General features: G+C 63.6%; 25 protein-coding genes and 1 pseudogene. 3 read left to right on the forward strand and 23 right to left on the reverse strand.

Features of this window, described 5'->3' with window-relative positions; genetic code table 11:
• The 14 genes from VNT00_RS00735 to flgB form a co-directional block, all read right to left on the reverse strand.
• Positions 1 to 1,135 (reverse strand): Tar ligand binding domain-containing protein (locus tag VNT00_RS00735; RefSeq protein WP_325583487.1); only part of this gene is annotated, 1,135 nt, incomplete at its 3' end.
• A gap of 203 nt (positions 1,136 to 1,338) precedes the next feature.
• Positions 1,339 to 1,839: a hypothetical protein gene (locus tag VNT00_RS00740; protein WP_325583489.1), complete on the reverse strand. Its 501-nt coding sequence runs from the start codon at positions 1,837 to 1,839 to the stop codon at positions 1,339 to 1,341.
• 2 nt (positions 1,840 to 1,841) lie between these two features.
• Positions 1,842 to 3,179 carry a methyl-accepting chemotaxis protein gene (locus tag VNT00_RS00745; protein ID WP_325583491.1) on the reverse strand — a complete coding sequence of 446 codons (1,338 nt, stop codon included), beginning with the start codon at positions 3,177 to 3,179 and terminating at the stop codon, positions 1,842 to 1,844.
• A gap of 3 nt (positions 3,180 to 3,182) precedes the next feature.
• Positions 3,183 to 4,751 (reverse strand): flagellar hook-associated protein FlgL, encoded by a 1,569-nt coding sequence (flgL, locus tag VNT00_RS00750; RefSeq protein WP_325583494.1) that lies wholly within the window; start codon positions 4,749 to 4,751, stop codon positions 3,183 to 3,185.
• Between the two features lie 69 nt (positions 4,752 to 4,820).
• The gene (gene flgK, locus VNT00_RS00755) at positions 4,821 to 6,470 is read right to left on the reverse strand and encodes a flagellar hook-associated protein FlgK (protein ID WP_325583496.1); all 1,650 of its coding nucleotides are present in this window, start codon (positions 6,468 to 6,470) and stop codon (positions 4,821 to 4,823) included.
• Between the two features lie 141 nt (positions 6,471 to 6,611).
• Positions 6,612 to 7,604 (reverse strand): flagellar assembly peptidoglycan hydrolase FlgJ, encoded by a 993-nt coding sequence (gene flgJ, locus VNT00_RS00760; protein WP_325583498.1) that lies wholly within the window; start codon positions 7,602 to 7,604, stop codon positions 6,612 to 6,614.
• 17 nt (positions 7,605 to 7,621) lie between these two features.
• Positions 7,622 to 8,722 (reverse strand): flagellar basal body P-ring protein FlgI, encoded by a 1,101-nt coding sequence (locus tag VNT00_RS00765; RefSeq protein ID WP_325583500.1) that lies wholly within the window; start codon positions 8,720 to 8,722, stop codon positions 7,622 to 7,624.
• 17 nt (positions 8,723 to 8,739) lie between these two features.
• On the reverse strand, positions 8,740 to 9,426 hold the full coding sequence (locus VNT00_RS00770; protein WP_325583502.1) for a flagellar basal body L-ring protein FlgH: 687 nt from the start codon (positions 9,424 to 9,426) through the stop codon (positions 8,740 to 8,742).
• A 3-nt stretch (positions 9,427 to 9,429) separates the two neighbouring features.
• Positions 9,430 to 10,215, reverse strand: a complete 786-nt coding sequence (flgG, locus tag VNT00_RS00775; protein WP_325583504.1) for a flagellar basal-body rod protein FlgG — start codon at positions 10,213 to 10,215, stop codon at positions 9,430 to 9,432.
• Positions 10,216 to 10,259: 44 nt separating this feature from the next.
• Positions 10,260 to 11,012: a flagellar basal body rod protein FlgF gene (locus tag VNT00_RS00780; protein WP_325583506.1), complete on the reverse strand. Its 753-nt coding sequence runs from the start codon at positions 11,010 to 11,012 to the stop codon at positions 10,260 to 10,262.
• 10 nt (positions 11,013 to 11,022) lie between these two features.
• Positions 11,023 to 12,492, reverse strand: a complete 1,470-nt coding sequence (locus VNT00_RS00785; protein ID WP_325583508.1) for a flagellar hook-basal body complex protein — start codon at positions 12,490 to 12,492, stop codon at positions 11,023 to 11,025.
• Between the two features lie 100 nt (positions 12,493 to 12,592).
• Positions 12,593 to 13,291 carry a flagellar hook capping FlgD N-terminal domain-containing protein gene (locus tag VNT00_RS00790; protein WP_325583510.1) on the reverse strand — a complete coding sequence of 233 codons (699 nt, stop codon included), beginning with the start codon at positions 13,289 to 13,291 and terminating at the stop codon, positions 12,593 to 12,595.
• 55 nt (positions 13,292 to 13,346) lie between these two features.
• A complete protein-coding gene (flgC, locus tag VNT00_RS00795) occupies positions 13,347 to 13,763 on the reverse strand; it encodes a flagellar basal body rod protein FlgC (RefSeq protein WP_325583512.1) in 417 nt (138 codons plus the stop codon).
• Between the two features lie 13 nt (positions 13,764 to 13,776).
• Positions 13,777 to 14,184 (reverse strand): flagellar basal body rod protein FlgB, encoded by a 408-nt coding sequence (gene flgB, locus VNT00_RS00800; RefSeq protein ID WP_325583514.1) that lies wholly within the window; start codon positions 14,182 to 14,184, stop codon positions 13,777 to 13,779.
• Between the two features lie 186 nt (positions 14,185 to 14,370).
• Between flgB and flgA the strand changes: the two genes are divergently transcribed.
• The 3 genes from flgA (at position 14,371) to VNT00_RS00815 (ending at position 16,020) form a co-directional block, all read left to right on the forward strand.
• Positions 14,371 to 15,126, forward strand: coding sequence for a flagellar basal body P-ring formation chaperone FlgA (flgA, locus tag VNT00_RS00805; protein WP_325583516.1), 756 nt, complete (start codon positions 14,371 to 14,373; stop codon positions 15,124 to 15,126).
• Positions 15,127 to 15,252: 126 nt separating this feature from the next.
• Positions 15,253 to 15,534, forward strand: a complete 282-nt coding sequence (gene flgM / locus VNT00_RS00810) for a flagellar biosynthesis anti-sigma factor FlgM (protein ID WP_325583519.1) — start codon at positions 15,253 to 15,255, stop codon at positions 15,532 to 15,534.
• Between the two features lie 18 nt (positions 15,535 to 15,552).
• Positions 15,553 to 16,020 (forward strand): flagella synthesis protein FlgN, encoded by a 468-nt coding sequence (locus VNT00_RS00815; protein WP_325583521.1) that lies wholly within the window; start codon positions 15,553 to 15,555, stop codon positions 16,018 to 16,020.
• Here VNT00_RS00815 and flhF read toward each other — a convergent pair.
• From flhF to VNT00_RS00860, 9 genes and pseudogenes are all read right to left on the reverse strand, one after another.
• Entirely contained in the window at positions 16,017 to 18,368 is a 2,352-nt protein-coding gene (gene flhF, locus VNT00_RS00820) for a flagellar biosynthesis GTPase FlhF (RefSeq protein ID WP_325583522.1), read from the reverse strand. The two genes, VNT00_RS00815 and flhF, sit on opposite strands and share 4 nt — an antisense overlap.
• Positions 18,365 to 20,479 (reverse strand): flagellar biosynthesis protein FlhA, encoded by a 2,115-nt coding sequence (flhA, locus tag VNT00_RS00825; RefSeq protein WP_325583523.1) that lies wholly within the window; start codon positions 20,477 to 20,479, stop codon positions 18,365 to 18,367. Before flhA ends, flhF begins: the two co-directional genes overlap by 4 nt.
• Positions 20,476 to 21,633, reverse strand: a complete 1,158-nt coding sequence (gene flhB / locus VNT00_RS00830; RefSeq protein WP_325583525.1) for a flagellar biosynthesis protein FlhB — start codon at positions 21,631 to 21,633, stop codon at positions 20,476 to 20,478. Before flhB ends, flhA begins: the two co-directional genes overlap by 4 nt.
• A 170-nt stretch (positions 21,634 to 21,803) precedes the next feature.
• Complete coding sequence (locus tag VNT00_RS00835; protein ID WP_325583527.1) at positions 21,804 to 23,336, reverse strand: methyl-accepting chemotaxis protein; 1,533 nt, start codon at positions 23,334 to 23,336, stop codon at positions 21,804 to 21,806.
• Between the two features lie 92 nt (positions 23,337 to 23,428).
• A complete protein-coding gene (gene cheZ, locus VNT00_RS00840) occupies positions 23,429 to 24,073 on the reverse strand; it encodes a protein phosphatase CheZ (RefSeq protein WP_325583529.1) in 645 nt (214 codons plus the stop codon).
• Positions 24,074 to 24,085: 12 nt separating this feature from the next.
• Positions 24,086 to 24,475: a chemotaxis response regulator CheY gene (gene cheY / locus VNT00_RS00845; protein WP_325583531.1), complete on the reverse strand. Its 390-nt coding sequence runs from the start codon at positions 24,473 to 24,475 to the stop codon at positions 24,086 to 24,088.
• A 92-nt stretch (positions 24,476 to 24,567) separates the two neighbouring features.
• Positions 24,568 to 25,626 carry a protein-glutamate methylesterase/protein-glutamine glutaminase gene (locus VNT00_RS00850; protein ID WP_325583533.1) on the reverse strand — a complete coding sequence of 353 codons (1,059 nt, stop codon included), beginning with the start codon at positions 25,624 to 25,626 and terminating at the stop codon, positions 24,568 to 24,570.
• Positions 25,627 to 25,672: 46 nt separating this feature from the next.
• Entirely contained in the window at positions 25,673 to 26,512 is an 840-nt protein-coding gene (locus tag VNT00_RS00855; protein ID WP_325583535.1) for a CheR family methyltransferase, read from the reverse strand.
• Between the two features lie 9 nt (positions 26,513 to 26,521).
• Positions 26,522 to 26,813, reverse strand: a pseudogene (locus tag VNT00_RS00860) (methyl-accepting chemotaxis protein); the annotation flags it as partial.

The following is a 26,813-nucleotide window of genomic DNA, read 5'->3' on the forward strand; positions in this document are numbered from 1 at the left end:
TCGTCTGGAACGCGATCCCGTCTATCACGCTCACGATCTCCGCGATCTTGCCCGAGCTGGACGAGATCGCCTCCATCGTCCCCACCACCTTCGACACCGCCTCGCCCCCGCGCTGCGCCACCCCCGACGCCGCCTTGGCCAGGCCGTCGGCCTGCAGCGCGTTGTCCGTGTTCTGGCGCACCGTCCCGGCCAACTGCTCCATGCTCGCCGCCGTCTCCTGCAACGACGCCGCCTGCTGCTCCGTGCGGCTGCTCAGGTCCGTGTTGCCCATGAAAATCTCCCGCGCCCCAACATCGATCTCCTGCACCCCCTGCCTCACCTCGCTCACCGTGCGCGTCAGGCTCTCCTGCATCCGGCGCAGCGCCTCGTACAGCACACCTATCTCATTGCGCGACTTCACCTCCACACGCTGCGTCAGGTCCCCGCCCGCTATACGGTCAAAATGACCCCCCGCCAGCACGAGCGGCCGGATGACCGTGCGCTTGAACAGCAGCATGACCAGGAACACCAGGACCACGCCAATCGCGATGCCGGCGCCGATGACCGTCAAGGCCTTCTTGAACTGGATTTCCGCCTGGGCATGGAAGAGATCTTCCTGCTTGATCGTGTGCGTCTTCAGGTCTTCGATCGCCTTGTCGAACGCCTTGGCGCGATCGATGCCGATCTGGTTGTTGACGAAGTAGAACGTGCCATAGTCCTGGTAGGACAAGGCCTGCACCATGGGAGCAATGCCGTTTTCGTCGTATACCTTGTAGGCGTCTATCAGGGCCTGGGCCAGCTTGCCCCCCTCTTCGCCTTGCGGCGGGTTCTTGCGGAAGCTCTCGAAATTGCTTTTGACCTTGGCCAGCTGCGCCATCGCGGCATTCAGCGTGGCCTTGCCTTCCTCGGCCATGGCGGCGTCGTCATTGACATTGCTTTCCTGGTAGCGCGCGGCGGTCATCATGCCCAGGCGCGCCTGCAGCATCTCGTTGCTGATCTCCGAGACCAGCCTGGTGCTGGCGTTCTGCTGCGCCAAAGCGCGTTCCGAACGTGCATTGGCGTCCAGAAAGTAAGCGCCGATGCCGCCCACGATAATGATAAGTATCATGAAGACGAGCAGGCAGGCCATCAAGCGCGTGCTGACTTTGACATCCACCAGCCGAAAACCGCCGCTCGCCCGTTGCCGGCCTCGGCGTGCGGCCTTTGAAGAAAGTGCGAAAACTCTCATGCTCCATCCTTTTGGTTTGATTTCATCGTTCTTATGGCATCCGGCTTGCGCCGCTTCCTCCATGCCATTTCTTATCTGTTCGGCCTTTTTCCGCATGGCCTCGCGCTGCGTCCGCTTGCGAAAGCCAGCGGCTACTGCGTCGACAACGGATAGCTGATAGCGGGGTTGTCGATGCCCTTGTTCGACATATCGGCCACGGGGTTAGGGGCGGACGACACCGAAGCAGGAACGGCGGCCACCGTGCGCGGTGCCGGCTCGCCGGGCCTGACGTCTTCGGGCTTGCTGGGCTCGCCCGGTACGTTGACGCTGTCGACCACGCGCTCGAAGCGGCCATCGGGCCCGAACCGCAGCGAGAGCTCCTGACGGACATACAGTGCATCCGCCACCATCGATGCCTTGACCGCCCAGCGCGCCGTCAACGAGCCGTCACCTTGCCGATAGATATCCACCGGAGCCGCGCCGAGCAGGTTCTGCGCCTGCCGGAACGTAGTATGACCCACCACGATCTGCGGCAAGGCCAGGGTATTGAAGCGCTGTCCCGTCGTGCTGCAGGCCGCCAATAATGCCAATGCGGCGCCCGCTGCCGCAAGGCGCCACGATCCGCAGGACTCTGACTGCGCGATATGCTTCATGCTTAAAACTCTTCCCAATCGTCGTCGCTCGGCGCCTTGCCGCGTTTGGCTGGATTTTCGGCGGCAGCCGGGCTCTTCAATGCCGGCGCGGCGACCGACCGCCCAGCCGGCGGCGCAGCGCCCTCGACAGCCAGGGCTGGCGCTGGACCCCGCGGCGCCGGTGCCGGGGCGGCCTTGGGGGGAACGGGACGGGAGGCAACCGCTTGCGCCGGCACGTCAATGACCTGCTTGCCCGACAGCTTGTACACGGCCACGGCGGTGCTGACCTGGGTCACCTGCTCGCGCAGGTCGGAAGCCGAACGGGCGGCCTGCTCGACCAGGGCGGCATTTTGCTGCGTCACGCCATCCATTTGCGCAACGGCGAGATTGATCTGCTCGATGCCGCCCGACTGCTCGGTGGTGGCGGCCGAGATTTCACCCATGATATCGGTGACCCGGGCCACCGACGCCACGATTTCCTGCATGGTCGCGCCGGCGCGACCCACCTGCTGGGAGCCTTCGGCCACTTTCTTGACCGAGTCGTCTATGAGGTCCTTGATTTCCTTGGCCGCATGGGCACTACGCTGGGCCAGGGCCCGAACCTCGGCGGCCACCACCGCGAACCCCTTGCCTTGCTCGCCTGCGCGGGCCGCCTCGACGGCGGCGTTCAAGGCCAGGATATTTGTCTGGAAAGCGATGCTGTCGATCACGCCGACGATATCCGCAATCTTGCGCGAACTGGCGGAAATGCCTTCCATGGTCGCGACCACCTCGCCTACCGCTTCGCCGCCGCGCTGGGCGACTTCGGAAGCCGTGGCGGCCAGCTGATTGGCCTGGCGCGCATTGTCGGCATTTTGCCTGACCGTGCTGGAAAGCTGCTCCATGCTGGCCGCCGTCTGTTGCAGGGCCGCCGCTTGCTGTTCGGTGCGGCTGCTCAGGTCGGCATTGCCCGCCACGATTTCCTGCGTGCCGGCATTGATGCGCTCGAGCCCGGCGCGCACACTGCCCACGCTACGGCCAAGGTTTTCCTGCAGGCGCTTGACGGCCGTATACAGCAAGCCCACCTCGTTCTGGCTGGCAGCCTCGATGCGATGGGTCAGGTCACCCACCGAGATGCGGTCGAAATGCAGCCCAATCTGTTTGAGCGGGCGCAGCACCTTGCGCGACAGGGTCAACCAGGTAACGAAGGCCAGCACCACAGACAGCGCGGCCAGGATCAGGAACGCATAGCGGGCGTTGGCAACGCCTTCGTCCGTCGGCAGGCTGTACCACCCCAGGCCGGCGGCAAGCACGGTAAGAACCGACAGTATCAGCACCAGCAGGAACAAACTGGCTTTAAGTTGTGCGCGTGACGATTTCATTTTCTAGTTCGAACCCATGTTGAACAGGCTGGTGCCTTGAATCTGCTTGAACGCCAGGGCGGCGGCTTCCAGGGCCGACTGGCGCAACTGCAATTGCGCAGTTGCCGAGTAGTAATCCACGTCTTCCAGCCGGGACAATTGCTGGGTATAGCCCAGATTGCGCAACGTGCCGTTGGAATCGATGGCATCCAGCTCGTTCAGGCGCGAGCCGATGGACGAGCGCACGGTAAGCACCTGGTTGTAGTTCAGATCGATGCGCTGGATGGCGCCGGCCAGAGTATTGAGAAACGCGGTTTGCTCGGTATCGCCCGTGGAGGCGGGCGTATCCAGCGCGGCAATGACGCTGTCCAGCGTATCGAAGATATTCAGGTCGGTGGGCTGGGGAGCCTGGACCGTGATTTTGTCGCCGCCTTGCGGCGTGCCGGTGATGTCCAGGCTCACGCCCGCCCCGGGGATATCCGTAGCCCCGCCGGGTGGCGTAAATGTGCCGTCGACAGTGCCCAGTGGGGTCGCCAGGCTGCTGTCCGAATAGAAAGTGGTTGTGAATTTCGTTGGATCGGCAGCATCGAACTCGACCGTGAACGGTTTGCCGAAATACTGCGCGGTGGCATCGGTCACCGTGGCCTTGCCGGCGACCGTAGGATCTATGTTGGCGGCCGAGGGATCCGTAAGCTGCACGCTCGCCGCATACCCGGAGTTGGCCGGCTCGACGGCAAACTTGTCGCCGGCCGCCGGCGCGCCGGAGAAGTCGACCTTGACGCCGCCGCCCAGATCCAGGCTGACCGTCCCGGCCACGTAATCCGTGGGAGCCGAGCTGCTTACCGTGTTGCCGCTGGCGTCCTTGACATTGATGGTGTACTGCAGAACCGGCGGCGTGCCCGAATTGGAGAACTCGATCTCGAACGCCTTGCCCACGTTGGCGCCTTGCGCATCGGTTACCACCGGCTTGCCGATCAAGCCCGTACCGGTATTGGCGGAATCGGCGCTGGTCATGTAGTTGCGCGCGCCCGTGCTGGCGCGCATGAAAATATCGCTGCCGATGTCGCTGCCGGCTATCTGGCGGGTTTGATCCGCCTGGATCAGGCGCTGGTTGGCATCCCCGTTGTATGTGACCTTGCCGCTGGCATCGACCACGAAAGCGGGCTGTGAGCCCGAGTAGCCCGAGAACAGGTACTGGCCATTGCCGTCGGTGGCATTGGCCAGGCCCAGCAGGGTGTCCTTCGAATTCTTCAGCACGTTGGACAAGGTGGCGCGGTCGGCATCCGACATGGTGCCGTTGCCGGCCTCGATAAGGCGCGTCTTGATGTCCTGTAGAAGTGTCGTTACCGAGGACAGGGTGTTTTCCTCGGTTCCCAGGTTGCCTTTCGCCACCTCGCGGTTGTCGGCAAACCGCTGGTTCAACGTTTGAGCCTGGCTGAGGTTGATGGCCTGCGCCGCCGCCAGGGGATCGTCGGCGGGCGTGACCATGCGCTGGCCGCTGGCGACCTGCTGATACAGATGCATCAGGTCGGACTGCTGGGCATTGATGGAATTGAGCCCGGTCTGGAAAAACAGATTGGAACTGATACGCATGAGGCAACCTCAAAATAATCTGGCAAACAACGATCCGGCGAGCGGCGGTCCTACAAATCCATCGAACTGTCAGGTGGGCAGGCTCAGCAAGGTATCGAACAAGGTCGCGCTGGTCTGGATGAGGCGTGATGCGGCCTGGTACTGCTGGGTGTAGCGCTGAAGATTGACGTACTCTTCATCCAGGTTGACGCCCGAGACAGCTTGCTGCGCGGCGTAGTTCTGTTGAATCAGCGTTGCCTGCGCCTTGGCCGAGGTGGCGTTCTGCTGGGTCTGCACCCCCACCTTGTTGACGATCTGCGAAAACGCGTCGTTAAGGCCCATGGTGCCGTTGCCCAGGATTTTTTCCGTTTGCAGCTTGGCCATGGCCAGCGCGTTGCCGCCGTCGGCATCGCCCGTGGTCGTGGAGGCCGCCGCAATGGTGGCCGGGTCGGTAAGATTCAGCGAAATGGAGCCCGCCACGTCGCGGGTGGGCTGCAGCGACCAGGAATCGCCGGCCTTGGGGGTGCCGCTGAGCTGTATTTGCACCCCGTCGAAATCGACGGGATTGGTGGTGAGGTCGGTATAGGTTTTCTGGGTTCCGTTCGGAACGGAGGTAACCTTGTACACAGACCCGTCGAATTCGATCTTGTAGTCCTGCGACGTAAGCTTGTTGGGGTCGGAAAACGACGCCTGCAAGCTTGCCGAGCCCTGGTTGTCCGCGCCGACCAGCACGGTGGGGCTGCCCAGCGTGAAAAACGCCGCGCCCTGCTTGCCGTTCTGGTCGTAGCCGGCCGTTTGCACCTGGTTGACCGAAATCGCCAGCCCTGCCGCCAAACGGCCCAGGTCGTTCTGCACCGAATCCAGCGTGCCGCTGCGATACGAAAGCAGGCCGCCCAGCGTGCCGCCCGTGATGCTGCTGTCGGACATTTCGACCAAGGTGGTGCGGCCGGTGCCGGTGGGCGCGGAATACGCCACCACGGTGCGCGAAGGATCGTCCGCCGAGGGAATGGCCTGCAGGGGGAAAACCGTGTCGCCGCCCAGCAGCACCTGGCCGTTGCCGATGGTAAGGTTGACATTGCCGTCCTGCTCGAACACCTTGACCCCAGCCAACTGGCTGAGCTCGGACACGGCCTGGTCGCGCTGATCGAGCAGATCGTTGGGCGGCTGCCCCGAGCCGGATGCCTTGGCATTGACGATTTGCTGGTTCATGTCGCGGATGCGCTCGACATAGCTGTTGATTTGCGTAACGACCGTGGAAACCTGGGTATTGATGTTGTCCCGCTGCGAGTCCAGGAAGGCGTTGGCATCGTTGATCTGGCCGACCAGGCTGGCGGCGCGGCCCAGAAGGTCCTGGCGGGAGGCCGGGTCGGCCGGCGCCGAAGCCACCGCCTGGATGCCGTCGAAAAAATTTTGCAACGCAGGGGTAATGCCCACGGTGCGGTCGGCGAACAAGTTGTTAACCTGGACGATTTCGTTGCCGTAGGCGGTAATGGCGGCCCCCGTGCTTTGCGAGTTGACCAATTGCCGGTACAGGAAATTGTCGTAGGCGCGCTGCACGCTGTCGGTCTGCACGCCGCGGCCGATGAAGCCGACCCCCGTGCTGGTCGCGCCCGCCGTCGACACCATGACCTGCTGGCGGTTATACCCTTCGGTCGCCGAGTTGTTGATATTGTGGCCGGCGGTTTGCAGGCGGTTTTGCGCCACGTTTATGCCCGAGAGACCAAGATTGGCTAGATTCATCGATATTCCGTTGGTAACAGGATGAGACCTCTGTCTTACCCTGGGGGATCATCATTCAGTGCATTAACGGCATTTCGCCGGAATTGTTTAGCCTGGAAGCCTGGGCGGTTTGCGCCGGCTGCCGCCCCCAGAAACGGTGGCTCACGTCGCCAATTTATTGAAATATCCCATGATGCTGATCAGCTTTTCCGCATAGGCGGGGTCGGTCGCATAGCCGGCGTCCTGTATGCGCCGCGCCGCCTCCTGGGCGGAAGATGCCTTGGCCACGTCGCTGTAGCGGTCGCTGTTGCCGATCAGCTTGGCGTAGTCGGCAAACGATTCGGCATACGAGCTGTAGGCCCGGAACGGCTGGACGACCTTGCGCGCCACGCCGTTCTCGTATTCGGTGGTCGTAATATTCACCACCTTGCCGGTCCAGCCGCCGGTTGCCTTGATGCCGAACAGGTTGTAGCTGTTGGAGCCGTCGTCGCCCTTGATCTCCCGCTTGCCCCAGCCCGACTCCAGCGCCGCCTGGCTCAGGATGAGCTCGGCCGGCAAGCCGCTTTTGGCTGCGGCCGCCTTGGCGGCGGAGCCCATGCGGTCGACGAAATTCTGGATATGCGCCGGCGCGCCCTGCACTGCCGAGACCGCCGCCCCCACCATGCTGCCCACCGAGCTTTGCGACAGCATGTCGATCAGCGAGGAAATGGACGTGGCGTCTTCCTTGCGCTCGTCGCCGATGCGCGAACGCAAGCCCGGAACGCGGGAAGGCGCCAGTTCGGGCAAGGACTTGGCGCGCGCCTCGATGGCGGCGGCGCCCTGCCCGTTCGACGCATTGCCCTGGATTTGCTGCAGCAAGGCCTGGGCCAGGCCGATGCCGGGATCGGACAGCTGCAAGGCGCTTTGCTCGTCGGCCATGCTTTGCGCGAGACGGGTCTGGTCGCTGTCGAGCAGGCCCTTCATGCCGGACGCCTGCCTGGCCTGCTTGAGCAACTGCTGGATGAACATCGCCTCGAATTGCTGGGCGACCTGCTTCTGGTCTTTTGCCGAGGCGTTTGCGCCGTTCTTCACGGCCAGCCCCAGCTGGTTCAAGCGTCCGAAGTCGATGGCGGAGTCAATATTGGCGTCGGCTGGCCTGGGCATGTAGTAAGTCATGGCGGCAATCCGTTCCCTTAGATGATTTCCAGATCGGCGCGCAGGGCGCCGGCGCTTTTCAGCGTCTGCAGAATGGAAAGCAAGTCTTGCGGCGTGGCGCCCAGCGCGTTCAGGGCCTTGACCACGTCGGCCAGATTGGCGCTGGTCGTGACCCGCTTGATCGTGCCCTGTTCCGAGCGCATTTCGATCTGCGTGTTCTGCGTCACCACGGTCTGGCCCTGGGTGAACGGCGTATCGGGCTGGCTGACCTGCTGCTGGTTGTTGATGACCACCGACAAATTGCCGTAAGCCACCGCGGCCTCTTCGATTCTGACCGTGCGGTTCATGACCACCGAACCGGTGCGGGCGTTGATGATGACCTTGGCGGTGGCCGGCGGCAGCTTGACTTCCACATTCTCGACGCGGGACAGGAAGGCCGTCTGCTGGGCCGGATCGAGCGGACCGCGCAGCTGAATGACGCGCCCGTCCAGCGCCGTAGCGGTATTGCCGCCCAGGGCGCGGTTCAGCGCCACCACCACGTTCTGGGTCACGCTGAAATCGGTGGTGTTCATTTCCAGGTTGATCATGCCGTCGCGCGCGTAGGTCGTCGGCACATTGCGTTCGACGATGGCGCCATTGGAAATGATGCCGCCGTTCAGTTGATTGACCTGCACGCTTGAGCCGCCCGATTGCGCCCCCGCGCCGCCGACCAGCAGGTTGCCTTGCGCCATGGCGTAGACCTGGCCGTTGGCGCCCTTGAGCGGCGTCATGAGCAAGGTACCGCCGCGCAGGCTCTTGGCGTTGCCCATGGACGACACCACGACGTCCATTGTCTGGCCGGGCCGGGCAAAAGCCGGCAGCCGAGCCGTGACCATGACCGCCGCCACGTTCTTGACCTGCATATTGGTGCCCTGCGGCACCGTCACGCCCAGCTGCGACAGCATATTGGTCAGGCTCTGCTGGGTAAAGGGCGTCTGGCGCACCTGGTCGCCGCTGCCGTCCAGGCCCACCACCAGCCCATAGCCCACCAACTGGTTGGCGCGCACACCCTGTATGGAAGCCAGATCCTTGACCCGATCGGCCCGCGCGCTGAAACACAGGACGGCGGCCAGCAGGCCTAAAGCGAAACGCAGGAACATGGTCAAAACGACTATCCTCAGAATGGAGCAATGCTCAGGAAAAACCGCTGCAGCCAGCCCATGGTCTGGACTTCATCCATGGTGCCCTTGCTGCGGAACTCGATGCGGGCGTCGGCCACCTGGGTCGACAGAACCGTATTCGAGCCGGTGATCGAGCGCGGATCGACCACGCCCGAAAAACGTATGTACTCGCTGCCGCGATTGATGGCGATCTGCTTGTCGCCGGCAATCTGCAGATTGCCATTGCCCAGCACCCCCACCACCGTAGTCGTCAGGGTGCCCGAAAAGGTATTGGCCGCGCTGCTCGAGCCCGTGCCCTTGGCGGAGTTGGCGCCCGTTGCGTCGAGATTCTGCTGCGAACCCAGCCAGGACGGCAGGAAATCGGGCACCGTCGTCAGGCCCAGCGACGCGCTGCTGTTGCGGTCCGTCTGCGTGGCCACGTTCTTGGCCGCATTCGTTTTCTCCTGGATCACGACCGTCACGATGTCGCCGACGTTGCGCGGCCGCCTGTCCTCGAACAGCGGGTAGTTGCCATAGGCCGTTGGCTGAAAGATGGCGCCGTTGGCTTCCGGCGCGATGGCGGTATGCTCCGGCGGACGCGCCGTCAGCGGCCCGGTAACCACCGGCTCGGGCGGAACCAGGGCACAGCCCGAAAGCACGGCCAGCGCCGCGCACGACAATCCAAGCAAAAAACGTTTAAGCATGTTCTACAGTTGCGTCAGGCGGGCCAGCATTTGATCCGAAGTCGAAATGGCCTTGCTGTTCATTTCATAGGCGCGCTGGGTGGTGATCATGTTGACAAGCTCTTCCGCCACGTTCACGTTCGACGTTTCCACGTAGTTCTGCATGACCAGGCCGGCGCCGTCCAGCCCGGGCTGGGCGAAGTTGGCCGGCCCCGAGGCGTCGGTTTCGACATAAAGGTTTTCGCCGGCGCTTTGCAGGCCGGTGGGGTTGATGAAGGTGCTCAACTGCAATTGGCCGATCTGCACGTTCGTGCCGGTCGCGCCCGGCTGGGTCACCGACACCGTGCCGTCACGGGCGATGGTCACGGTCAGCGCATTGTCGGGAATATTGATGGGCGGCTGCACGGGATAGCCGCCGGCCGTCACCAGCTGGCCGTTCTGGTCCACCTGCATGCTGCCGTCGCGCGTATAGGCGAACGTGCCGTCGGGCATTTCCACCTGCAGGAATCCCCGCCCCTGGATCGCCACATCGAGCTGGTTGCCGGTTTCCTTGAGATTGCCCTGGGTGTGGATGCGTTCGGTCGCCACCGTGCGCACCCCGGTGCCCACCTGCAGGCCCGAAGGCAGCTGGTTGGCGGCGCCCACCTGGGCGCCGGGCTGGCGCAGGGTCTGGTACATCAGGTCCTCGAACACCGCGCGCGAACGCTTGAAGCCCGACGTATTGACGTTGGCCAGGTTGTTGGAAATCACATCCATATTGGTCTGCTGCGACTCGAGACCGGTTTTGGCAATCCACAGAGAACGTATCATCGTTATTCCTCGTCGGCGCGGGCGGAGCCGCGCTCAAATCGTTATCAGCCGTTGCTCGACAGAATCGAGTTGGCCCTTTCGGCATTGGTGCTGGCGGTCTGGATGATCTGCATTTGCGCTTCGAACTGGCGCGCATTGGCGATCATTCCCACCATGGTTTCGGCGGCGCCGACATTGCTCTTTTCCACGAAGCCCGAAACCATGTGCACGTTCGGATCTTCCCGCACCGGACCGGCATTGGGATCCTGCACGCGAAACAGGCCGTCGTCGCCGCGCGCCAGGCTGGCGGCCGGCGGGTTGGAAAGCTTGAGCTGGCCGATCACCTGGATATCGTTGGGCCTGTCGCCCGCGCCCAGCGCGGTGATCGTGCCGTCCGACGTGAACGTCACCGTGCCGCGGTCGGGAATCTCGATGGGCGCGTTATTGGCGGCCAGTATCGGCAAGCCCTGCTGCGTCACCAGCAGTCCCTGCGGGTTCACCGCCAGCTCGCCGGCGCGCGTCAGCGCCTCGCCGGTGGGGGTTTGCACGCTGAACCAGCCCTCGCCGGTAATCGCCACGTCCAGGGCATTGCCCGTCTGCACCATGGCGCCCTGCTCGAAATTGCTGCCCGGCGTGGAGGCCACCGTGCCGACCCGGGTCGGCAGGCCCTGCTCGGCCACGATGGGAACGGAACGGTAGTTGGCCAGCTCGGCGCGAAAGCCCGTGGTGCTGACGTTGGCCATATTGTTGCTGAGCACGGCCTGCTGTTCCAGCACGCGGGCGGCGCCGCCCGCCGCGGTGTATACGATGCGATCCATGGCTCAGCGATCAGCGCATATTGATCAGGGACTGCACGACCTGATCCTGCGTCTTGATGGATTGGGCATTGGCCTGGTAGGTGCGCTGGGCGATGATCATATTGACCAGCTCCTGGCTGATGTCCACATTGGACTCTTCCACCGACTGGCCCTTGATGGTGGCCAGGCTGTTGGTGCCCGGACGGCCCACGATGGGCTGGCCCGAGGCCGAGGTTTCCACCCAGGCATTGCCGCCCGCCGCCTGCAGGCCCTGCAGGTTGTTGAAGTTGGCCAGCGCCACATAGCCTACCGCCTTGGTCTGGCCATTGGTGTAGTTGGCCACGATGGCGCCGTCCGTGCCGATGGTCATGCCGGCGTACTCGCCGGTGGCGTAGCCGTCCTGCGTGAAGCTGGGCGAGAAATCGCCGCCGAATTGCGTGGAGCCGGCGTAGCTCACGGCGATGTTCATGTCAGCGGCGGGAGAAGCCGTGCCGCCCAGGCCGGTAATCGTCAGCGTCGCCGTATCGCCCGTTTTCAAACGCCCCGCGCTGTCGAAGGTAAGTTGACTGCTGGCCGGCGAAATATTGTCCGTGCTGCCATCCACCGTGTAATACACATCCCAAGTGCTGTCCCCGCCTGGCGTTGTTGCCCGCTTGACGAAATACTGCATGACCGAGTGCGCATTGCCCAATGAATCGTAAGCCGTAATGGGCAGCGAATGGGTATAGCTTTGGGGGTCGGCGGGGCTGAATGGATGACCAATGTGAGCTTCCTCATATTGGTCAGTACCACTTGCAATTTTCAACGCCTGCATTGAGGCCGGTTGGCTGCTGGCATCCAATGTGAAAGAGCCCGACGCCGTAGTATAGGTTCCTGCGCCCAAAGGCGTGGCCATAGGGGTAGGAGGCACGGCATTATCGGAATACCACGAAATAGTCGTACCGTCATCACGATAATAATAAGTACCCGCTGCCGGTGCCGTAACCACCACTCGCCCAAGCGTCTCAGGCACATCCGCCGTATACACAAGATCAGCATTCGCATCCAGGTTCGCCCGGGTGGTAACGGAGCCTGTGGCCTTGGGCTCGATATTGCCGATGGGCACCATGATCGGAGCCAGGTCGTTGCCGGTGACGCCGAAGCCGGTCAGGCGGTAGCCCTGGGCGTTGACGAGGTAGCTGTCCTTGTCGGCCAGGAACTGGCCGTTGCGCGTATACATGACGTTGCCGCTGGTATCCACCACGCGGAACAGGCCGTTGGCGCCGTCGATGGCCATGTCGAATTCACCGCCCGTGCTGCTGACCGTGCCGACCGTGAAGCGCTGGTTGACGCCGGTAAGCTGCACGCCCAGGCCAGCCTTGCTGGACGTGGCGTACACGTCGGCGAACGTGGCCGTGGCCGACTTGAACCCGACCGTGCCCGAGTTGGCGATATTGTTGCCGATTACATCCAGTTGCTGCGAGGCGGCGTTCAAGCCGCTTAGACCCTGTCCAAAACCCATGATGACCTCGTATTCGTTAGTTCGTTATTGACTAATTCGTTGATTCGCTGCTTTGTAAAGCTAGACGGCGACGCCCGCCATGAAGCCGGCGACATATCCGCTACATGATCTTGCGGATGTCGTACAGCGAGTGCACGCCGGCCAGGCCCAGATCCATCTGCAGGCCGCTGGAGGCGTACGACACGCTGGCCACCTTGCCGTAGGTCAGCGCCTGGGCGGAGACGTCGCCGCCGTTGGCGTCGGAAGCCTTGACCTGCACGGTATAGGCGCCGTCCGCAACCGTCGATCCGGCGTCGTCCTTGCCGTCCCATGACAGCTGCAGCACGCCCGCGGGCTGGTCGCCCAGGTCGAGGGTGCGCACGACCTTGCCGGTGGCGTCCTGGATGGTCGCCACCACCTTGGCGGCCGGCGAAATGACATCGACGCCGAAAGGCGTGGACTCGGTGGTGGTGACGCCATCGTTCGTCACGCTGCCCAGCGACACTTTCTCGCCCGGAAACAGCACTTCCTTGCCGATCAGGTTGGCCGCCTGCATGGACTGGGACAAGTCCATCTGGCCCGACAGCGCCTGCAGCGTGGTGTTGAGCTGCGTAATGCCGTTCACGGTTTCCAGTTGCGCCAGCTGCGAGGTGACCTGGGCGTTGTCCATGGGATTCAAGGGATCCTGGTTCTGCAACTGGGTGACCAGCAGAGTCATGAACTGATCCTGCGCCGCCGCGGTGCGCTGGGCCGTTGCCGCAGAGGCCTGGGCCAGCGCGCTGGCGGTGGTGTTGCTGGTGTCGGTTGAATTGACTGCCACGAAAGGCTCCAAATTAATGAAAAACGCCACGGCCCAGACGCCGTGGCGATACTGATTACTGCCCGATGGACAAGGTGCGGCTCATCAGGCTCTTTGCGGTGTTGATCACTTCCACATTGGCCTGATACGAACGCGAAGCGGAAATCATGTTCACGGTTTCCGCCACCATGTCCACGTTGGGCATGGTCACGTAGCCATTCTCGTCGGCCAGGGGATTCTTGGGGTCGTACTGCAGCTTGGCTGGCGCGTTGCTTTCCACCACGTTCGCCACGCGCACGCCGCCCACCGCCTGCGAATAGGCCTGGCCCGGCACGGGCGCCATCTGGAACACCACCTCGCGCGCCTTGTACGGCTGGCCGTCGGGCCCCACGACGCTGTTGGCGTTGGCCATATTGCTGGCCGTGACGTTCATGCGCTGGGACTGCGCCGCAAGCGCCGAACCCGCAATATCGAAAATGGTCATCGAGGACATGGCTTTCCTGGTCTTATTGCTGCAATGCCGCCAGCATGGTTTTGATGCGCTGGGAAATAATGGTCAGGTCGGACTGGTAGCGCATGGTGTTGTCGGCGAACTGCACGCGCTCGACGTCCATGTCCACGGTATTGCCGTCCAGGCTGGGCTGCAAAGGCTGCCTGTACAACAGCTCGGCCGAATCGCCGGACACCGCCGCACCCGGTATGTGGCGCGGCGAAGTCAGCGTCAATTTCGTATCCGCCAGGCGCATGCGCTCGGTCATGACGTCCTGCAGCGCCGACGAAAAATCGAAGTCGCGGGCCTTGTAGTTGGGCGTGTCCGCGTTGGCGATGTTCGCGGCCAGCACTTCCTGGCGCTGCTGGCGCAGATTGATGGCGGTTTGAAAAAAGCCCAGGTCTTCACCAATACGGTCTATCATGTGCGGTCTTGTATTCCATGCTCGGCCGGCGTCCTGCCCTACCGACCCGAAGTTCTGCAGCCATGCGGCCGCAATCAGGTACGAGACATAGTAAGGGCGCGCCTGCAAAGACAAACTACGAAACAAGCCAGCATTTCTCGGCCAATTCCCCCAATGCGTCCGCGGCGCCGGCTATAAAATGCTGGCATGATCAAGATTTACGCCGCCCTGCTTGCCACAGCCGCCCTCTTCGGAACACAGGCGGCCCATGCCGCCGTCTCCGAAACGCCCGCGCCAACGGCGCCGGCCGGCGCCCGCGCACCCACGAGCCCAGCTCCTGGCGCCGGCCAGCCGGCCTCGTACGAAGATCAAATACGCGCCTTCCTGCAGGAACAAGCCGCCGCCTACGCCGGAACCCCCCAGATCGCCGTCGAGCCTGTCGACACCGAAAGGCTGGCGCCCTGCGAACAGGCCGAAGTGTTCTTAAGGCCCGGATCCAGGCTAAGCTCGCGCCTGACCGTCGGCCTGCGCTGCCTGGCCCCGCAAACGTGGGTAACCTACGCCCAGGCGAACCTCAGCATCGACGGCAGCTATTACGTATCGGCTCGTCCCTTGAAGGCGGGCACCGTCATCACCCGCGACGATCTCAGCGAACGCAGCGGCGACCTGCTGCTCCTGCCGCGCGGCGTGCTGCGGGACGCGGATCAGTTGATAGGCAGCATTACCACCCAGCGCATCAACGCGGGCTCGGCCATCAAGGCCAGGGCTTTGCGCAGCGCCGGCTCCATCCAGCGCGGACAAGCCGTGCGCCTCGAGGCGCGCGGGCCCGGTTTTGTCGCCACCAGCGAGGGCAAGGCCATGCAGGGCGGCGAGCCCGGCACGCAAATACAAGTGCGCGCGGGCTCGGGGCAGATGGTTACCGGCACCGTCCTGAATGCCCATACCGTACTGGTTTTGATGTAATAAAATGCTTTATATGCTTCAAATCGCACCAAATTCGCGGCTTACGCTAAAGTTTCGGGGTTCCGCGTCGTTACAACCACCATACCAACCGCAATACACTCGCGCGCCATCGTCCGGAGTTCCATCTTGAAGATCTCGTCTTCCGTTAAAAATGCAGCCATCAACACCGTGACCGCTACCCGCAGCGGCATCGGTGGCGCGCCGGCCAACATATCCAGCAACGGAAAAGACTCTGTGGATCTCAGCGCCACCGCCCGCAATCTGGCCAGCCTGCAAAACGGCGAAAGCGATGTCAATATCGACCGCGTCCGCGAAATCAGCGATGCCATCGCCGCGGGCAAGCTCAAGGTGGATCCGGGCCGCATCGCCGACTCGCTGCTGGCCAGCGTGCGCGAACTCCTGAAATAACCGATTTCCGCGCACACCATGTCCATCCACGCACTACACGCCAGCCTGCAGCACGAAACCGGACTGGTCGATCAGTTCATCGCCGCCCTCGAAGCCGAAGCCGAAAATCTGCTTGCCCCCGGCGGCAACGATGCGCTCAACGAATCCACCCGCATCAAGAGCGAACTGGCGGAACAACTGAGCGTGGCCGGCCAGGCGCGCGACGCCCTGCTGGCGGCAATGGGCCACGGCGAAGGAAAGGCCGGCCTGGAAGCCGCGGCGCAAAACCATCCTGAAACGCAGGCGCTCGTGGCAACCCTCTTCGAACGCGCCGAACGCGCCCGGCAGTTGAATGCCTCGAACGGCTACATTATTGAAACCTACCTGAAGTACAACCAGCAAGCGCTCGATACCCTGCGCAGCCTGGCCGGCATCGGCAACCTGTACGACGCCAGCGGGCGCGCCCGGAACACCAGCGCCCAGACCCGGGGCATCCGCGCCGGCTAAGCCGTCATTTCCTTCAACGCAAACAGCTTCATCATCATCGACGCCGCCACCGGCGCCGTCAGCGCGGTTTTGCCTGCCAGGGCACGCAGGACGCGGCGCACTTGCTCCGCCGCCTCGTCCTGCATGGCCTGCCAGACAGCCAGGCCCGACTGCGAGGCAAGCAGCGCGCGGCCGAGCTCGGGCTGCCGGCTTTCGGCCAGCAATTGCCAGAAGCGCGCCGCGTAACGCAACGCCGCCTTGGATTCGGACTGCGCCACCAGCCACAAGGCCAGCTTCCCGGCGGGCTCCGCGCCCTGGAGAACATTGCTCAAGCCATATAGCGTCTTCAACGGCTCGCCATCCCGGCGCTTGACGATGCGCACAACGACCAGGCGCGCTGGCAGGGGGCTGACCTGGCGCGCAGCCAGCGCCACGTCGGCCTGACCCACCCAGATAATGACGTCCTGCAGCGCCAGCCCGCATACCTGCGCAAGATTGGCGGCCGCCCCCGCCATGGCCAGGGGACGGTAGTCCAGGGCTTTGGCCATGGCGCCGGCTGTCGTCGGGCAGGAATCCGCGTCGACGACATGGGTCGAAGCCGGACACTGCACCAGCCAAGAGGCATTGCCCGCCGACAGGCTGCGCCACAAACCCTGCGAGCCGCCCTCGAACATATGCACCACAGGCGTCGAGGCCTGCTCATGCAGAAACTGAACCTGCTGGCGCAGGGCATCGCCCGGTGCAGGGGCCGCCAGGGCCGATGCGCCGTCGGACGACTGCCACCCCTGGGGAAAAGCGATCTGCTGCCAGGGCGATACCAGCGCCTTGCCAACTCCATCCAGCAGGAACGTCGCGCGCAGACGGCCCGTGACGCCCGCTGCCGCCTTCAGGGCGATCTGGTCGTGAATGGCCAGCATGGGCCCCTGGCCCGCCTGGCCTTGCGCGGCACGCAGCAAATGGCCGGCAAGCGGATCGATGGCCGCCGGCGCCTCCTGCGACACATGGCCCCGCCATAAATCGTAGGCTTCGGCGCATGCCGCCGCCTCATCCAGATAAGCGCAGGCTTGCTTCAAATCGTCAGGCGACAATGGCGCATCCGCGCCAACGGCGGAAAGCAAACCCGGCAGCAATTTCCGCCGCCGCGTTTCAGCCGCCGCTCCGGCGGAGGCATCTTCGGGCGCCTTGGCCAAAGCCATCAGCGCCGCGAAATCGGCCTCGGTGGGCGCATACAAGGCCTGCGACGCGGGCTGCTGCGTCAAGGCGCGATCCACGAGCTCGCGCCCGTCGAGGAACAGCAGGTTCTCGGGCACCTTCTGGCCGTTCGACACATAGCAGATCGGCAACTGGTAGCGGATGGACGTATCGAGCGCGGCGCCCAGGCGCGGGGCCTCGTCGACCTTGGTGATGATGCAGCCGCGCAGCGGGCTGCCGCCATCGTTCGAATACGTGCGGGCGACTTCGTCCAGCGTGTCGCCGTGGCTGGACGCGTTCAGCACCAGCAGGCGGCTGACGCTGCGCCCCGCCTGGGCCAGCATGGCCGCCTGTTCCGAAACATGGCGATCGCGCTGGCTGATGCCCACGTTGTCGATAAGAATGAGATGGTCGGGGGCAATCCCCGCCACGATGCGCTTGAGTTCATCGGCATCCTGCACCACGTGCACGGGAACCCGCATGATTCCGCCGTAGATCTTCAACTGTTCATGCGCGCCGATACGATAGGTGTCGGTCGTAAGCAGCACAACCTTGCCGGAGCCGAAACGCTTCACGCAACGGGCAGCCAGCTTGGCGATGGTGGTGGTCTTGCCGACGCCCGTCGGCCCCACCAGCGCCACCACCGCTCCCGGCTGCAGCAGGCTTTCCTCGCTTTCCAGCACGGGCAGATGCGTTTTCAGTTCGTTGCCGGCCCATTGCCATGCCGCCTTGGCCGGCAGTTCGTCTGGCAGGCGCTTGAGCATGGCGCGCAACAGCGCCGTGCTGAACCCCAGGCCCAGCAAGGTCTGGAACAGCGAGGCCGCCTGCGGGGCCTTGCGCAGGTGATTGCCCCAAAGCATTTCGTCCATGCGCGCCTCGAGCGCGCCGCGCATGGCGCCGATGGCGTCCACCACGTCGGCGCCCTGGGCCGCGGGAGACGGACGCGGACTGCTTGGCGCGCGCGGAAGACTGGGCGCCGCCGGCAAGGGAGGCCGAGGCGCGGCGGACGACTGCGCCGCCTCCGTGGATTGCGCCACCGACGTCTGGTCGGTGGCCAGGATTTCCACCCCGCCGTTGACCCGGCGGTTCGATACGATCATGGCGTCCGGCCCCAGCGCCATGCGCACCTGGCGCATGGCTTCGCGGCTGGTCGCTCCAAAGAAACGGCTTATGTTCACGCTTGAGTACCACCTATTACCGTCGTCACGCGCAATATGCGTTCGTCGGGAATTTCAAAATTGGAAAGCACGCCCAATTGCGGCAGATGATGCCGCAAAAAGCGCGAAAGCGATGCCCGCAGCACCGGCGGCACGACCAGCACCGGCGCATCGCCCTTGGCCTCCTGGTCGCGCACCGCGCGCTGGGCGTCCTGCAGCAGCGTTTCGGCCAGCCCCGGTTCCAGCACGCCGCTGGTGGTCAGAGCTTGGGCCAGCACGCGCTCCAGCCGGGGATCCAGGCCGATGACGCGCAGATCGCCCTCGCCCGGGAACCACTGCTGGACGATGGCGCGCCCCAGTGCCACGCGCACCAGGGACAGCAGCTCGGAGGGATCCGGCCCCGTTCCGTTGGCGTTCAGGGCGGACAGGCGTGGCGCATGCTCGGCCAGAGTCTCGATGATGGTGCGCACGTCGCGGATCGGCACTTCTTCGTCCAGCAAGCCGCGCAACAGTTTCTGCAGCAGAGACAGGCTGACCGTCTTGGGCACCAGGTCCTCCACCAGCTTGGGGGCCTCCTTGGCAATATGGTCGAGCAATTGCTGGACTTCCTGGCGGCCCAGCAGATTGGCCCCGTAGCGATGCATCAAGTGATTCAGGTGGGTAGCGATGACCGTGCCCGCATCCACCACGGTATAGCCGGCTATCTGCGCCTGTTCGCGCAAACTCATGTCTATCCACACGGCTGGCAGGCCGAAGGCCGGATCGGTCGTGGCCTTGCCCGGCAGCTTCATGGTGACTTCGCCGGGATCGATGGCCAGCCATTGCTCGGGCATGGCCGAACCATGGCCGACCTCGACGCCCGACAGCAAGATGCGGTATTCGTTGGGCTTGAGCTCGAGGTTGTCGCGAATGTGCACGACGGGCGGCAGGAAGCCGACCTCCTGCGCGAACTTCTTGCGCAGACTGCGTATGCGATGCAGCAGCTCTCCATTCTGCGCATGATCGACCAGCGAAATCAGACGGTAGCCCACTTCCAGCCCCAGAGGATCGACCAGCGCCACGTCGTTCCAGCTGGCCTCGGCCGCCGCCGCTTCCACCGCCGCCTGGTTCTTCAGGGGCTCGTCGGCGATCTCGGCCTGCTTCAGCAATTCGCGCTTGCGCACCATCCAGCCCGCTCCGGCCAGGATGGCCGCCAGCAGCAGGAAGGCGAAATGCGGCATATTGGGAATCAGGCCCATCAATGTCAGGATCGCGGCCGTGATGAACATGACGGACGGGTTCGCGAACAGCTGGCTGACCATCTGCTGGCCGACGTCTTCGTCCGTCGCCACGCGCGACACCACCACGCCCGCCGCCGTCGAGATGACCAGAGCCGGAATCTGGGCGACCAGGCCGTCGCCGATGGTCAGCAGGGTATACACGCGGCCGGCATCGGAAAAGCTCAGCCCGTGCTGGGCCACGCCGACGATCAGGCCGCCGATGATGTTGATGACCATGATCAGCAGGCCCGCGACCGCGTCGCCGCGCACGAACTTGCTGGCGCCGTCCATGGAGCCATAGAACTCGGCTTCCTGCCCCACCTCGGAGCGGCGCTTGCGGGCCACGTCCTCGCCGATCAGGCCGGCGTTCAAATCGGCGTCGATGGCCATCTGCTTGCCGGGCATGGCGTCCAGGGTGAAGCGGGCACCCACTTCGGCGATGCGGCCCGCGCCCTTGGTGATGACCACGAAATTGATGATGACCAGGATGACGAACACGATGATCCCGACCGCGAAGTTGCCGCCCACCAGAAAATGGCCGAACGCCTCGATGACCTGGCCGGCCGCGTCGGGCCCTTTGTGCCCATGCATCAGCACGACGCGCGTGGAAGCCACGTTGAGCGCCAGGCGCAGCAGGGTGGCGAACAGCAGGACGGCGGGAAAGGCGGCGAAATCCAGCGGCTTCTTGGTGAACATGGCCACCAGCAGAATGATGACCGACAGCGAGATATTGAAGGTGAACAACAAGTCCAGTATGACCGGCGGCAGCGGCAGGATCATCATGCCCAGAACCATCAGGATCAGGACGGGGCCGGCCATCAGGCGCGCATGCTGGGCGCCGTTGCTTTTAATCAGGGTAAGAATGCTGTTCATGAATTATGCGCAAGGGTTCCGGCGCCTTGAGGATCGAAGCCTGCGGGAACCGACAAATTGGCGGGCCGGGAGGGCTCGGCCCCGAAGCCCGGACTCCAGCTGCGAAGCTGGTAGACCCAGGCCAGGACTTCCGCCACGGCCGAATACAGTTCGACCGGGATCTCCCGGCCAAGCTCGACATTATGGTGCAGGGCGCGCGCCAGAGGCGGCGCGCTGAGCATGGGCACCTTGTTTTCCTCCGCCAGCTGGCGGATGCGCGCGGCCACGAGGCCCGAGCCTTTGGCCACGACGCGGGGCGCCCCGCTCTGCCCCTCCTGGTAGGCCAGCGCCACGGCATAGTGGGTGGGGTTCGTGATCACCACGTCGGCGCCCGGCACTTCGGACATCATGCGCTGCCTGGCCATGGCGCGCTGCTGCTGGCGGATGCGGCCTTTCACATGCGGGTCGCCGTCGCTTTCCTTATGTTCCTGCTTGACGTCTTCGCGCGACATGCGCAGCTTCTTGTAGTGGCTCCAGAGCTGCCACGGGGCGTCGATGGCCACGATGAGAAACAAGGCGCCGACGATCAACGCGCAGCACAGGGCCACCAGTTGCAGGCCCCTGGCCAGCGCCTCGCTGGGCGTGGCGTGCATCAGGGCGATCATCTCGTCCCGGTAGTGGATGATGACCAGCGCGCCTATCAGGCCGATGACGCCCGCCTTGAGCAGGGTCTTCACCAGCTCGACCAGGGTTTGCGCCGAAAACATGCGCATCACGCCCTTGAGCGGGTTGAGGCGCTCGAACTTGGGTTCCAGCGCCTTGGTCGAAAACATGAAGCCGCCCAGCGCCACCGACGACAGCACCGCCACGACCACCAGGGTGCCGAACACGGGAACCAGGCCCTTGACAGCCTGCCAGGCCGAATTGGCGGCCACCGAAGTCATGACCGCCGTGTCCCGGCCCACCCGCAGGTCGAACCACAAGCCCGAGCGCAGGATGCCGCGCAGGGTGCGGAACAGATAGTCGCCGTTGAACCATAGCGCCGCCACCCCCGCGGCCAGCAGCATGAACGTATTGAGCTCGCGCGAACGAACGATCTGCCCCTCCTCGCGCGCCTTTTCCAGGCGCCGGGGAGTGGCGGATTCGGTTTTTTCGAGATCGCTGTCCTCAGCCATGCAGTTATCACAATCGTGCCATCGTCGCCATCATTCTATAGATGCGCGCGAAACACGATAGGCGAAGCAAGGCCTATAAAGGCGCTTAATTCAGGCTAAGGGGTCCCCCGGCCCCGGGAACCGGAGCGATCCTGGGACGGCCCGGCGGCCAGGCAGGCCTCGGCCCGGTTTCAGGCCGCGGCCTTCGCCATGGCGGCGCTGGCCAGTTCCTCGAAGCGGTTGTAATCGACGCCGATGCGCACCGCCCCCCAACGCCGGCGATCGACATCGACGGGAAGGGAAAAATCGGTAATGATCTCGCCCGTGTCGCGCATATGCGTCTGGCACAGGACCCCGCGCTCGTTCTTCACGGCCGCCAGACTGAAAGCGTCGTCGAAAATGCGCTTGTTGCGCACGTGCGCGGTATCGTGCGCGACCTCGCCGGTGGGCTGCTTGCTGTAGCGGCTATTGTGGGAGGGGCAATACCCCTTGCTGTCGATGAGTACCGAATACATCCCGGCTGGGATGGAATTGAGCACGTTGTCGAGCATTTGCTGAAGAAGCTGCTCGATGGCGGCATCATAAAGCGTGTTGTAGCGCGCCGGATTGCTGCCCGGAATGCGCCGGTACTGCTGGTCGAAAATGTCGACGCCCTGAGCCAGGGTTTGCTCGAGCAGCACGACGCACGATTTGCGCATGCCGCGCAAGGTCGAGGCCAGCCAGTCGAACGCCGTGTCGCCTGTTCGCAAGGCGGTCAATTGCCGTTGCAGGCTTTCGGTTTTGGAACGCACCGCCTGCACCTGGTCGCCCATGGAGGCCATGCGCGACTGGACATCGGAGCTGAGCACGGCAATGCGGGACACGGCGCGGCTCATGTCGTGATTGGTGCTGTTCACCTGGACTACGTTCTGAGCCACCTGGCCCATTTGCCGGTCCATATGGCGGAATTCCTCGACAAAGCGCGTGAAATCCCCCGAAAAGCTGCCGACCACGTGCTCGGAAGCGGCCATATCGACATGCATGGCATCGGTCTTGCCCCGGGTGTCGGCGACGAGATCGAGGATTTCTCCGGCATGGCGGACGATATCGCCCGTCGCCGAATTGACACGTTCGGCCAGCTTGCCGACCTCGCTGGCCACCACGGCAAACCCCCGGCCGGCGTCACCCGCCCGTGCCGCCTCGACCCCCGCGTTCAAGGCCAGCAGGTGAGTCTGCAAGGCAATGTCCTTGATGAGCCGGCTGGTGTCGTCCACCGACTGGGCCCGCTGGCTGAGCTGCGAGACGACCTGCGAAAACGTTTCCATTTCGGCGGCGACGCGGCCAACGCGCTGTTGCAGATCGGCAAGCTGATCCAGCGTTCTGTTGGCGGCCTCCAGTTGCGCGCTGCAGGCCTGGGCGATGTCGTTGACGCTGGCCGCAGTCTGTTCGGAAAGCGCCTCGATCTGGCTGCCGCTGGCGGCCAGGGCCTGCGCCTCGCCGGCCTGTTCGGACGCCATGGCCCGGCAGGCCTGGGCCTGGGAATCCAGGCGCGCGGTGTTCAAGGCAATGTCGATGCTGGCCTCGCGCATGGAGACCAGGCCTTTTCGGACCACCGACAAGAACCGCGACAACGGCAAGGCCAGCGGACTGAACGTCCAGGCCCGGTCGGAAAACGTGGCCCTCCCCGACGTCAGTTGCCGCAACAAGCTGTACACACCCAGGGTGCGCCTGTTTTTATGCTTCATGCTTCGCCTCCTTGTGGATTTGCAAGTGACCTGCAACAAACATACCGGCCGGTGAATTCAAGGCCATTGTCCCGGCGCCGCGCCGGAAATCGTTATAAACCCAGGCTTGCCAGCAAGTCGTCCACCTGATCCTGGCTGGTGACGACATCCACCTTGCCCTCGGGGCTGACCTGCGGGCCGTTCAACAGGGAACGGGTTTCTTCGCGCTTTTCCTGCGGCACGTTGTCGATCAGTACCTGCACCAGCTCGGTTTCGATGGCGCCGATCACACCCAGCATGCGCATGATCACCTGGCCGGTCAGGTCCTGGAAATCCTGGGCCATGATGATCTCCATGAGATTTTCCTGGGCCTTTTGCGTCGTGCGCGGAATGTCCTTGAGCAGCGAGCGCGTGTCGTCCACCAGCTCGCGGGCCTGGTCGAGTTCGACCGGGTGGTCGAACCAGGCCTGCCAGCGCGCATCCAGGCCTTTGGCCTGGCTTTGCAGTTGTTCCTGCATGGGCTGGATTTCCTCGGCCGCGTTCAGTACGCGGTTGGCGGCCTGCTCGGTCATCCGGGCCACGTAGTCGAGGCGGTCGCGCGCATCGGGTATGGCCTCGGCCGCTTCCTTGATGGCCTGATCCAGGCCCAGCTCGCGCATGCTCTCACGCAGCATGCGCGTCAGCTGGGCGATCTTCAGAATCAGGTTTTCAGGAGGTTGAGTATGATCCGCCGCCGCGGAATTTACCTCTGTGTTCATGCCATCCCCCTCCTAGGACTCGAGCTTCTCGAAGATTTTGTTCAGCTTCTCTTCCAGCGTGGCCGCGGTGAACGGCTTGACGACGTAGCCATTGGCGCCGGCCTGGGCCGCCGCGATGATGTTTTCCTTCTTGGCCTCGGCGGTAACCATCAGCACCGGCAGCTTGGCCAGATTCGCATCGGCGCGGATTTCCTTGAGCATGACCAGCCCGTCCATATTGGGCATGTTCCAGTCCGACACCACGAAATCGAAATTGCCGTTACGCAGCTTTTCCAGGCCCATGGCGCCGTCTTCCGCCTCGTCGACGTTTTCGAATCCCAGGTCCTTGAGCAGGTTCTTGATGATCCGGCGCATTGTGGGAAAGTCGTCAACCACTAGAATTTTGATGGTTTTCTGTACCACTTGATACTCTCCAAAAATAATAATCGTCCATCCAGGTGAAGCATTCCGGCCCCGGCGAAGGCTTGCGCCCCAACCCCCGGGCCAGTCCGGCATCAGACTCGATGGCCGTACGATCCCGCACTTTTCAATAAACGTTCGCTGATATTCGGCAGCGGCACGGCCTCGTCGGCCGCGCCGATGTGCAGGGCCTCGCGCGGCATGCCGAACACCACGCAGGTCGCCTCGTCCTGGGCATAGGTAATGGCGCCCGCCTGCTTCATGGCCAGCAGGCCCAGCGCGCCGTCCTTGCCCATGCCGGTCAGCAATGCGCCCACGGCGTTTTTTCCGGCCACCTGCGCCACCGAATTGAACAGCACATCGACCGAAGGCCGGTGACGGTTGACCGGCTCGCTTTCCTCGAGGCGCACGACATAGTTCGCCCCGGACTTTGCCAGCTTCATGTGCGCCACGCCGCCCGGCGCCAGGTAGACGTGCCCGGGCAGCACGCGCTGCCCGTCCTCGGCTTCGTGAACCTGCACGTCGCAAAGATTGTCCAGCCGCTGCACGAAGGACCGGGTGAAACCCGCCGGCATGTGCTGAGTGATGAGTATGGCCGGGCTATTGGGCGGCATGGGTTCCAGCACCTGGCGGATCGCCTCGGTGCCTCCGGTGGAGGCGCCGATGACGATCAGCTTCTCGGTGGTCGAGAACACATGGGTAAGCCGCTTGGCCGGCGCGGCGTCGGCCGCCGGCGCCTGGCGCGGGCGGGGACGCGAATGCGCCGCCGCGCGGATCTTGTCGGCGATGAGGTCGCTGTATTCCATCAGGCCGTCGCGCAGGCCCAGCTTGGGCTTGGTCACGAAATCCACCGCGCCCAGCTCGAGCGCGCGCAGCGTGACCTCGGAATTGCGTTCGGTCAGCGACGACACCATGACCACGGGCATGGGGCGCAGCCGCATCAGCCTTTCAAGAAAATCCAGGCCGTCCATGCGCGGCATCTCGACATCAAGCGTCAGCACATCGGGGTTGTGCGCCTTGATGAGCTCGCGCGCCACCAATGGGTCGGGAGCCACCGCAACCACCTCCATGTCGGGGTGGCTGTTGATGATTTCAGTCATCAGGCCACGCACCAACGCCGAGTCGTCCACACACAGAACACGGATTTTTTTCATGGGCAAGGCCTTTCGCAATTAACACTGAACGTCATCGACATGGCGTTCAGGACACAACGGTATAGACAGTCTGGCCGCGCAATTGAAACGCCTTGGTCAGATAGGTGAAGTTTTCGGAATGCCCCGCGAACAGCACGCCGCCCTTTTTCATGACCGACGCAAACCGTTCCAAAATGCGGGTTTGAGTCGGCTTGTCGAAATAAATCATGGTATTGCGGCAAAAAATCGCGTCGAACTTCTGGTCCGTCGGCCACGACGGCGACAGCAGGTTGAACTGGTCGAAACGGATCATGTCGTAGATGGCCGGCTTGACCCGCGCGAGCCCCGCCTTGCTGTCCTTGCCGCGATGAAAATATTTTTTCAGGTAGTACTCCGGCACGGTCTTGACGCGTTCCAGCGAATACACGCCGCGGCGGGCGCGCTCGAGCGCCTGGGTATCGATGTCGGTGGCCCAGATGGAGGCGCTGTCATCGGCGCGCTGCAGGGATTCCCGCAGCGTCATCGCAATGGTATAGGGTTCCTCTCCGGTAGATGCGGCGGCGCACCAGACACTGATCGGCGATTTGCGGGTCCGCACGAACTCGCTCAGTATTTCAAAATGGTGCTGTTCGCGGAAAAACGCGGTGTGATTGATGGTAAAGGCATTGATGAATGCATTCCACTCGGCCGACGACTGGTTTTGCTCGAGCACCGTCAAATACTGCGCAATGCTTTCCAGGCCGAGTTTCTGGCTCCTCGTGCTCAATGTGCGGGCCGCCATTTCCCGCTTGTGGCTGCCCAGCATGATGCCGGCGCGGCGCTTGAGCAGGCGCGCTGCGTGCTCAAAATCATCCTGCCCAACTTCGGGCTGGGCAGGGATGAGAAATTGATATTGAGGAACTGGCATTCAGTGCGGCTATCCTTGAGCGGCCAATTGGAGCGACGCCGCTGTCTCGATGGCGTACGCGTCGTTGTCGTGCCTGTCCTGCTCCAGCTGCGGCGCGGCGACGTCGATGATTTCGCTGGCGTTGATCTTGAACACCGCCACCGCCTCGGTCAGACGCGTGGCCTGCTCCTGCAAAGAACCCGCCGCAGCCGCCGCCTCCTGCACCAGCGCCGCATTCTGCTGCACCACCGCATCCATCTGCGCCACCGCCTGGTTCACCTGCTCGATCCCGTCCGACTGCTCGTTCGACGCCGACGATATC

Origin of the sequence: Eoetvoesiella sp. (genome assembly GCF_035555955.1) — a bacterium.
Lineage (GTDB): Bacteria > Pseudomonadota > Gammaproteobacteria > Burkholderiales > Burkholderiaceae_B > Eoetvoesia.